The sequence below is a fragment of the Microcoleus sp. PH2017_09_SFU_O_A genome (assembly GCF_020738625.1).
GTDB lineage: Bacteria > Cyanobacteriota > Cyanobacteriia > Cyanobacteriales > Microcoleaceae > Microcoleus.
In genome coordinates, this window is the sequence record NZ_JAEQCF010000141.1 from 1 (window position 1) to 9,123 (window position 9,123).

General features: G+C 45.6%; 6 protein-coding genes. 4 read left to right on the forward strand and 2 right to left on the reverse strand.

Going from position 1 to position 9,123, the window contains the following annotated elements:
- Positions 1-95: 95 nt before the first annotated feature.
- A complete protein-coding gene (locus JGK16_RS31355; RefSeq protein WP_293193796.1) occupies positions 96-902 on the reverse strand; it encodes a choice-of-anchor E domain-containing protein in 807 nt (268 codons plus the stop codon).
- A gap of 35 nt (positions 903-937) precedes the next feature.
- Positions 938-2,128 carry a M50 family metallopeptidase gene (locus JGK16_RS31360; RefSeq protein ID WP_293193798.1) on the reverse strand — a complete coding sequence of 397 codons (1,191 nt, stop codon included), beginning with the start codon at positions 2,126-2,128 and terminating at the stop codon, positions 938-940.
- Positions 2,129-2,505: 377 nt separating this feature from the next.
- Here JGK16_RS31360 and JGK16_RS31365 point away from each other — a divergent pair, with 377 nt between their 5' ends.
- The 4 genes from JGK16_RS31365 (at position 2,506) to JGK16_RS31380 (ending at position 9,044) form a co-directional block, all read left to right on the forward strand.
- A complete protein-coding gene (locus JGK16_RS31365) occupies positions 2,506-2,712 on the forward strand; it encodes a hypothetical protein (RefSeq protein WP_293203577.1) in 207 nt (68 codons plus the stop codon).
- Between the two features lie 529 nt (positions 2,713-3,241).
- Positions 3,242-7,186 (forward strand): dockerin type I domain-containing protein, encoded by a 3,945-nt coding sequence (locus JGK16_RS31370; protein WP_293193800.1) that lies wholly within the window; start codon positions 3,242-3,244, stop codon positions 7,184-7,186.
- Between the two features lie 15 nt (positions 7,187-7,201).
- The gene (locus JGK16_RS31375; RefSeq protein WP_293203578.1) at positions 7,202-8,041 is read left to right on the forward strand and encodes a hypothetical protein; all 840 of its coding nucleotides are present in this window, start codon (positions 7,202-7,204) and stop codon (positions 8,039-8,041) included.
- Between the two features lie 163 nt (positions 8,042-8,204).
- Complete coding sequence (locus JGK16_RS31380) at positions 8,205-9,044, forward strand: hypothetical protein (RefSeq protein WP_293187254.1); 840 nt, start codon at positions 8,205-8,207, stop codon at positions 9,042-9,044.
- Positions 9,045-9,123: the final 79 nt, after the last annotated feature.

Here is a 9,123-nt window from a genome sequence, read left to right on the forward strand (position 1 = left end):
TTTTGATCTATATTACCTGTTTATCTTGCACTTTTTTCTCCCTCGCGCCATCTAAACCTATGCCACGCAATATGTGATTGATTTTTCAGCAAGCCCTATTTAAAAGTCCTTTTCCCCACCTTCCTCTTCCACCAGCAGCCCAAGCCAAAAGCTGCGATCGTAGTAGGTTCCGGCACAGTTTCAGACTCAGACTCGTACTCATAGGCGAGAGTAAGCTTTGAGTCAGTAGTGACAGTGCCCGCGTAAGTGACCGTTGTAGGCGTTCCTAAAACTCTCACAGTACCCATTGCCACAATGCTAGCAGCAATTAAATCCCCAGCACACCCACTAAACATATTTAGGTACTGTGGCGAACTATAACTCCTTGAAACAACACCATTTGCACTCCCACCTCTAGCCCCCGCAGCCCCTGATTCAATACTCATTTCCGGCGGATTTGCAAACAAACTCAAAACCAAATTGGGGTCAGCTTTTAAACTCGGTAAATTCACAGCAATCTGAGCACTCGTTACCGCCGTACCAGTAAAATTGCTAGCAGGAAAAATACTGATATCGCTGTTAACCGTTGATTCAACTTTAACATAAGCACTTAACAGCGTCCCTAACAGCGAATTAAACTTAGGAAATACCCCATTCAGCGTACTATTAACTGGCTGCTGCTTCAAATTTACCGTATAAGTTTGCGTCAGAACAGCAGCTTGTACAGGTATTGCGATCGAATTGATATCGTTTCCGGTTGCATCGGAATGATTTAACCGCGAAGGCGCAAAGGACGCGAAGGAAGAGAAGAGAGAGATTAATACAGGACGATGAAGAGAGGATTTGATATGAAAGCAGAAAACCCCAAAGCCCCAGAAACAACCACTACTCCTAATTTTTGATATCCATTCATTACGACACACTCCTAAATAATCACTTAACTTTCTCGCTTATTTGTTTAACTGCCAGACAGCAAGTTAAACTTAGAAAAATCGATAAACGTCGGCATATTTTGCACCGCCCAATCAACAACAGCAGACAACAGATAACCTAAAACCCAGACCGTATAAGCTATGCTAAAAGGAGCATAAGCAGCCAAATTCCAGCAGTCTGAAGGCTCTTCCCAAATCTGTTCTCGCCGTAGCAAATGAGCGTAAAATTGAAAAGACCTCGATCGCAAATTGTTAATCCCAGTCAAAGCAACTAGCAAATAATAGCCATCAAACTTATTCAAAGGGTTGAGGTTAAAAACTACTGTGACAAGCGTTGCTACCATCAGCAAATAGCTAGCAAGATGCCATCCAGAATTAGGCTTAGACAAAACCCAAACCCAAACCGAAAAAGCCCAGATAGCCACCTGCACCAACACGCCTGCTGCCACTACAAAAACGCGCTGTTTCCGCCTCACTAAACTGTACTGCTCTGTGGTATCCGTATAGCATCCCGGTATCAAGCACAAAAACAGCAACCCCATTTCTGGGACAACACCACCGTAGTGTTTCAAAGTAAAAGCGTGACCCAATTCGTGCAGACCAACTACTATCATAATCAGTAGCACAAATGTTAACAGAGTTGTAATTTCCCCTGTAGCCCAAACCTGTTGATTGGAAGCAGAAACCTCGTCAGCCAAAGCCAGCCATATAGCCAGAGAAGCACTGATTAAAACACACAGAAAAAAGGCAAATTGCCAAGTCCAAATCCAGCGGAGTTTACCTGCGTGTTTGGTTAGCCAAGCATCGGGATTCAACAGGGGAATTTGGAAAGACAATAATTGCTGAATGTTGAATTTATTTTGGGGTGGTTTTGGAGGTTGGGTTCCCTCTAACATTCCCGTTTCTGCTAGCATCCGCAGCAAGTATTGCAAATCCTCCAAAGTAATGTCATAGATGTCTGCGATATCGCCGATCGGCTTGAAGCCCAATTCTTCCATTACCTCTTTGTCAGAATTGTCAACTTGCAAGCAAGTTACGCCTTCGGAGTTGCGGAGTATCCAATAGCCGTCTGGGTGCGGTATCCACTGTACCGTTGATTTGAGTTTAGGGCCATAAAGATTTGTGTCACTTATTTGGTATAGATCCCAATCAGCAATTAAGTCGGGACACAATTTTTCTTGACTTTCTATGCGTGCAAATCTTTCACCATTTTGCATAGTGTTGGGAGTTGTAAATTGTCAGATGCACAGCAAAACTTTGGGAGCATTCCATTTTTGTAAATATATCCGTAGGGGTGAAGCATTCCGGCAGTCAGCCTCTCCTGATAACTAATAAATTATCTGCCGGAATGCTTCACCCTGCACTCATTGGGATGCACAGCAAAACTTTGTTTGACAAAGCTAGCAATTTATATTTTGTTTTAGGGGAATGTTACACTTTGTATTAATCGGTCATAAGAAAATAATTCAATTGTATTCAGAACTTGCGTCTCAAAATTTATCTGCTAATGTTGAATTAACTGATTTTTAGATTCGCAGTCAATATAAACTTCTGAGTTTTCACTTGGAGTTACTAAGCGCAGGGGCTTAAGTATATGGTCTGGCATTCAAAAAGCTTATCTGTCCGCAACAATACAGGGGTTGAGAACTCTCCCCCAAAAACTCGTCGCCCGCGAAAAACATTCATTCTCGAACGAATTATCAATCCTAGCACCATAATTCCTGGTGGTGGAGATGACCATGACGCGCTGCATCAGATTCTCAACTCTCTGAGTTTTTTAAGTTTTGATTTTTCAGACTGAGCGGAAAAATTTCATCACACCCTAGCCCACACGAGCAATTTACATTTCTTTGCAGATAGCGGTGCGGGTACTTGCCCAACTTCCCCCATCCCCGATGGCGACTTGCCGCCAATTATTGACTTTGACCCCTTGGGCTTGTATCAACCACCAACACCAACACTCTTAGCCCAACATTCAAGGAGCCTTTGATACCCTGCCGCCCCCAATTATACTCCCCATAGATCCGCCTGGAACCAATAACAAAGTACCTACAGACTTAGGTGGCGCTTACACATTTACAACCAAAACAGCATCAGGTAATAACGAAGCAGGTTCAGCGAATCAATATACCTTCAGCATCGCCAATTCCGAACTCAATTCCACAGATTCAGACACCGTACTCGTTGGAATTTCAGTAGAATCAAAAGACAATCAAAAACTCCCCGAACTACCCGAAATAGATAAACTCACACCAATTTCCACATCAACCAATACAAACAGTAACTACTCCCTATTTGCCATCAAAAAATCAGGCTTAAACCTGCTTAACTTGAACAGCGCATCAAGTAGCGCATACACTCTCAAACTAAACATAGCAGGCGACATCAACAGCGACGGCCGAATTGATATAACAGACAGACAACTGCTAGATAACGCTCTAGGCAGCACAGCAACAGACCCCAATTATACAATTAACCTAGACCTCAACCGCGATGGAATCATCAACTCAGTAGACCAAACCCTCCTCAACAACAACTTCGGCTTCATCACCAACAAACCACCAGTCACCTCCCCATTCTCAACCAACACCCATGCAGAATTGGAGACAATCATACCCTTAATCGGTAAAGCAACAGACCCCGAAAACGACCCCATCTCCTACAACACGCTCAACCCAATTAACGGTACTGTAAAATTCGATCCCATTACCAAAACAGCAACCTTCAAACCCACACCCGGATTCTCAGGCATCGCCAGCTTTGACTTCATAGCCAGCGACGGCTATAACAGTGGAATACCAGCAAAAGTAACAGTCAACGTCAGCGGAGCCCCGCTACTTTCCTTAGACTTCGCCAATCGCAACCCTCAGCTTTATCCAGGAGACAATACAAAATTAGTTGTGCTCGGAGACTTCGCCGACCAAAAAGGCGTAGTGCTGCCAGATTCTTACTTAACATACACATCATTAAATCCAGAAATAGCACCCATTGACCCCTTCGGAAAAATCACAGGATTAGCCAACGGAACCTCAATTTTTACAGCATCTCGCAACAACATTCAAGCCGTGACTGCGGCACGAATAGGCGAACTGCCAATTCCTGCCAACGATGACGAATGGAACGCCCTACTAGCAGAGATTTACGGTTTGGATGTTTACCCGCAAGCAGTAACATTAACAACAGGAGTAAAGCGCTCCTTACTGGTAGAAATTCAAGGACTTACCGACTCTCCAGACCTCAAATTCGGCTCTACTGGCACTCGCTACTTCGTCAGTAACCCCAATGTATTGCAAGTAAATTCAGACGGCGTAATTACTGCTGTAGGTGAAGGAATTGCCAGCGTCACCGTCATCGATGGAGCAGCAGAAAAGGTAGTTCCAGTGCGCGTAGAAAAGCCTTTGATAGGCCCTGCTACTTTAGGAGTTGATGGCGGAGTAGTGCAAGGCAGCGACGGCTCAAAAATAATGGTAGCTCCTACTGCCTTAACTCAAGATACAACAGTTAACATAACGCCACTTAGCAGCACTTCACTACCACTACCATTCCCCGATAGCATGGAGTTTGCTGGGGGCTTCAATTTGGAATTGGGCAACACCCCCTTGAAGATACCAGTCCAGTTGGCAATTCCAGCCCCAGTTGGCGTACCAATCGGCACCGAAGTTTTATTCATGCGGAAGGGGTCGCTACCGACTGGGGCTGATAGCTGGAACGAAACTTGGCTGATACAAGAATCAGGAGTAGTAGGTGCAGACGGCTACATCCGCACCACTTCCCCACCCTTTCCAGGCGTGACAGAGAGCGGTACTTATACAATTGGATTATTGCCCGCAGGAATGCCATCAGTCAGTTCAATTGTTAACGCCAGCACAAAAGCTAATTCAGGACTAATTAACCTTTCGACTAACCTTAACTTTGAGAATAGTTATTTAGGAGCAAAAACGAGTGGAATTGGTGCAGTCTCCGCCACAGAGAATCAATTCGAGGCGACAACATCACTATTAGCTTACTTGGCGCAATCTTCAAACAAGCCCCTGGAAATGATCGGAATTCCCAAAGTTGGGGAAACTGTCGTCACTACCGCTCAGGTACAACTGAATACACAAGGAGTTCCTACAGTCTCAGCATTTCTCTCTGGCCCGGACACTGGGCTAGCAGTTCCCCTCGAACCGCCGTCGCTGGAGTCGGTCCAACTGGAGTTCTCCAACAGCGAACCTGTGATATTCTTAACAGGCAGCAATTTCCTCAATGGACTCAACGGCAATCTGGGTGCGAGTTTCGGGGATTTGAATGTTGACTTTAAGGTGTCCGGTAAGAGTTACTCTGGCACTGTTGTGCCGGGACTCAGTAGTTCACTCGGAGAAAACCGCTATAAGGTGGCGGTCAAAGCTCCTATCAGCGTACCGCTGGGCGAGTCGGAAATAGTGCTGTCACGGCAGCAGAAAGAGCGTTTTGGCCCTGGCCCTCTTGATTCTGATGTGGTCAAGCGTTCCAGTTTTGAAGACCTCCAGCTAAAGCCTGTATTTTCTGATTTGATACTGGTAGCGCAGCGGAATAGTGACAAAATTCAGGTAATCGACGCTCTCAGTTCAGTTCAGAGTCCGTCGAACCCGCAACAGAAGCCTCCCAAGGATTTATCGGTGGGGATACCGGGGACAGCGGTAGGGACAACCTTAGACCGTCCGGGATTGTTAGCTGTGACCAGTAATGCGACTCGCGCCTATGTACCTTTGGAGAGGACGGGGCGGGTGGCGATGGTGGATTTGCTGGCGCGGCGTCCGGTTGATGTTGATGCTTCGACACCGGCTGTCGATGATATTATTTTGCCCAGTGGTGCATCTCCTGGGGCGATATCTATTGACCCTTGGGATAATTATGCTTACGTCGCGGACTCAGGGCGGGGTAGCATTTATGTCCTGGATGTTAATCCTGACTCGCCAAGCTATAACGAAGTTGTTCGGACTATCTCAGTTAATGCTACGTCAGGACTGCGCCAGATTGCGGTTAGCAGTGATGGGCGCAAGCTGTTTGCTACTGCGGCTGATGGTTATATTTACGCTGTGAATATTGACCCTGAAGACAAACCGACGGTTCCGAATTCTAATCCCCGGAAGTGGGGGGAGCAAATTGGAAAGGTTTTGACTCCTACAGGTGCTTGGGGGTTGGCTGCAACTCCTGACCCGCTCAAAATGGTTTTTACTAATGGTAACCCGAACACAGACGGCAGCGGTTTTGGGGTGCTGACTGTGAGTGATGACCCTCTGAATTTGACTCCTACAACTGTCTACACGAATTTAACGCTGACTAATAATACCAATGTCTTTGAGGTGAATGAGGGGGTGGCTGTTACGATGACGGCTGATGGGAAGTATGCGTTTGTGGCGGGTCGTAATAGTAAAAAAATCCTTGAACCTAATGCTAATCCGCTGGCGGGGGGGAATATTGGGATTATTCAATATCCGTTGGGGCCGAATCCGAAATTAGTGGCTGCTACTGAACCGGTGCCGGGGGTTTTAACTAATAATGTGACTCTTTCTGGTGATGGGAAGTATCTGATTGGTTCTTATCCTACTCTTAGTGGTGGTGGAAGTGCTTATGTCTTTGATGTGGAGGAAATTATTAAGACTGTTGAAAATCCTGCTTATGCTTTGACAACGCGGGCTGTTGAGAAGTTTAATCCGAATATCATACCAAAAGGTGCTATTCCGGCTGTGATTGCGATCGGTGGTAATCCTTTGGGGTTGATTGCTGCTGCTCCCGATCCATGCTTTGAACTCATAAAAGAAATTGTAGCTCTTGGTAATGAGTTAAAAAAACGCTACGACGATTTGCGCTTAGACGATCAGGATCTTTATCATCGGCGTCGTGAAATCAGCAATCCTCCCGTCCCGCGAATTGTTCCCTTATCGGGTAGTAGGACTACTGTGACTGGCGATCCCGGTTCTTGGGACGGACATATATACCAGTACGATAAAGTGAAAGCCAGGTTGAAGGAATTGTTGGAGCAGTTTAAAAATGATGACGATTGTGATGATCGCGATGTGGATTACTACAACATGTTGAAAGGCTTTGCCCAAGCTGAGGAGTATAGTGAAAAAGAACCTCCTAAACAGCCAGATATCAAAAACAAAAGTAGCTTGCTGGCATGGGCAAATGAGCTTGGTGCACAGGTAAGAGACGGTGCTTTATGGGTAGGAGCGGGGGTAGCAGGAGTTGCTCTGATTACATTGGAAGTAATTGCGAGGCTTCTGGGATTAGAGTTACGTTTTAGACCTTGATAGACACTATTACTGATGACAAAACAGAACTGCTTGAAACTTAAATTATCTTGGAAAGACATTGAAAGCAGGATTTACTTGAGAGCTTTATCTTTACCAACTCTACCGTGGGCTGCTCCTTTTTTACCACTGGTGGGATTGCCAAATGCCCTACTAGAGCAACCGTGTATCTGGGAGTCAATTTATACCCAGGCTTTTATTGAGTATGAGACTGACTATCGTCTGAGAGATTGGACAGGAAGTCCAGACGGGGAGCGGGGCGAAGTGATACGGCAGGTAGTCACGAAGGCGTTGCCCCTGCTAGCACAGCAGATGGGACGGAATGTGGCAATTGATTTAGAGAAATGGGTCAGGTTTCACTTCTTCTGTCTTGAAGCCAAAAGAGCGATGAGAGAGTGGGAAAGAACTCTTCGGATTGCCTATTTTTCGCCAAATTCCCGTAAGTATCAGAGAAAAATTCCTCCACCCGCCGTCTTAGTGCCGATATTGCCAGAAATTCAGGAATTGGTGGATTTAGATCGCAGAACCGAGATCAATCATGCTTTGGAGCGTGTTGCCCCACCACCTCCATACGAGCAGATTCCCGAAGAATATATGGAACATTGTTATGAAATGACCATGATTTCGGTGGTACTCGATCAAGCGCTGACTTTGAAAGCTTTGCAAACAATTGCATCTAGACTCAATGACACGGAACGTTCAGAAGTGGTAACGTGGGCGCAGGCTCAAGCTCTGATTATGTATAGAGATGGTAAGCCAGAGAATCTGTGTGGAGATAAGTATTTGCAAGTTGAACTTCCCTGCTTTGATGTTCCATCATTACTTGATTTTTCTGCTTTAGATGAGAGTGCTTGACGGAAGCCACCACGAGGATCAGACTTTGGATTAATGAGTGATAAGCTGTTCTACATCTAAATTGTATTTTTTGTGCGGGGGAGCTGCTCTGGTTACATTAGAAATAATTGCAAGGCTTCTGGGGTTAGAGTTACGTTTTAGGCCTTGATAGACACTATCATTTATGACAAAACAGAACTGTTTGGAACTTGATTTTTCTTGGAAAGATTGGGAAAGCTGGAATTACTTGAGAGCTTTGTCTTTACCCACTTTACCGTGGGCTGCTCCTTTTCTACCGCTGCTAGGATTGCCAAATGCCCTACTAGAGCAACCATCTATCTGGGAGTCAATTTATACCCAGGCTTTTATTGAGTATGAGACTGACTATCGTCTGAGAGATTGGACAGGAAGTCCAGACGGGGAGCGGGGCGAACTGAGACGGCAGATAGTCACGAAGGCGTTGTCGCTGCTAGCACAGCAGATGGGACGGAATGTGGCAATTGATTTAGAGAAATGGGTCAGGTTTCACGAATGCTGTCCTGAAGCCGAAAGAGCGATGACAGAGTGGCAAATTACTCTTAGGTATGCCTATATTTCGCCAAAGTCCCGTCGTTATCCTCGAAAAGTTCCTCCACCCGCCGTCTTAGAGCCAATATTACCAGAGATTTCTGAACTGGTAGCTTTGGCTCGCAGAACCGAGATTAAGGACGCTTTGAAGCGTGTCGCTCCGCCCCCCCCATACGAGCAGATCCCCTACGAATATATGGAGCATTGTTATGAAGAGTTAATGCTATCTCAGGTAATCGATCGATCGCTGACGCTGAAAGCTTTGCAAACAATTGCCTCTAAACTCAACGACACGGAACGTTCAGAAGTGGCGATGTGGGCGGAGATTCAAGCTCGGACTATGAGTAGATATGGTAAACCAGAGAATCTGTGTGGAGATAAGTATTTGCAAGTTGAACTTCCCTGCTTTGATGTTCCATCATTACTTGATTTTTCTACTTTAGATGAGAGTGCTTGACGGAAGCCACCACGAGGATCAGACTTTGGATTAATGAGTGATAAGCTGTTCTACATCTAAATTGTATTTTTTGTGCGGG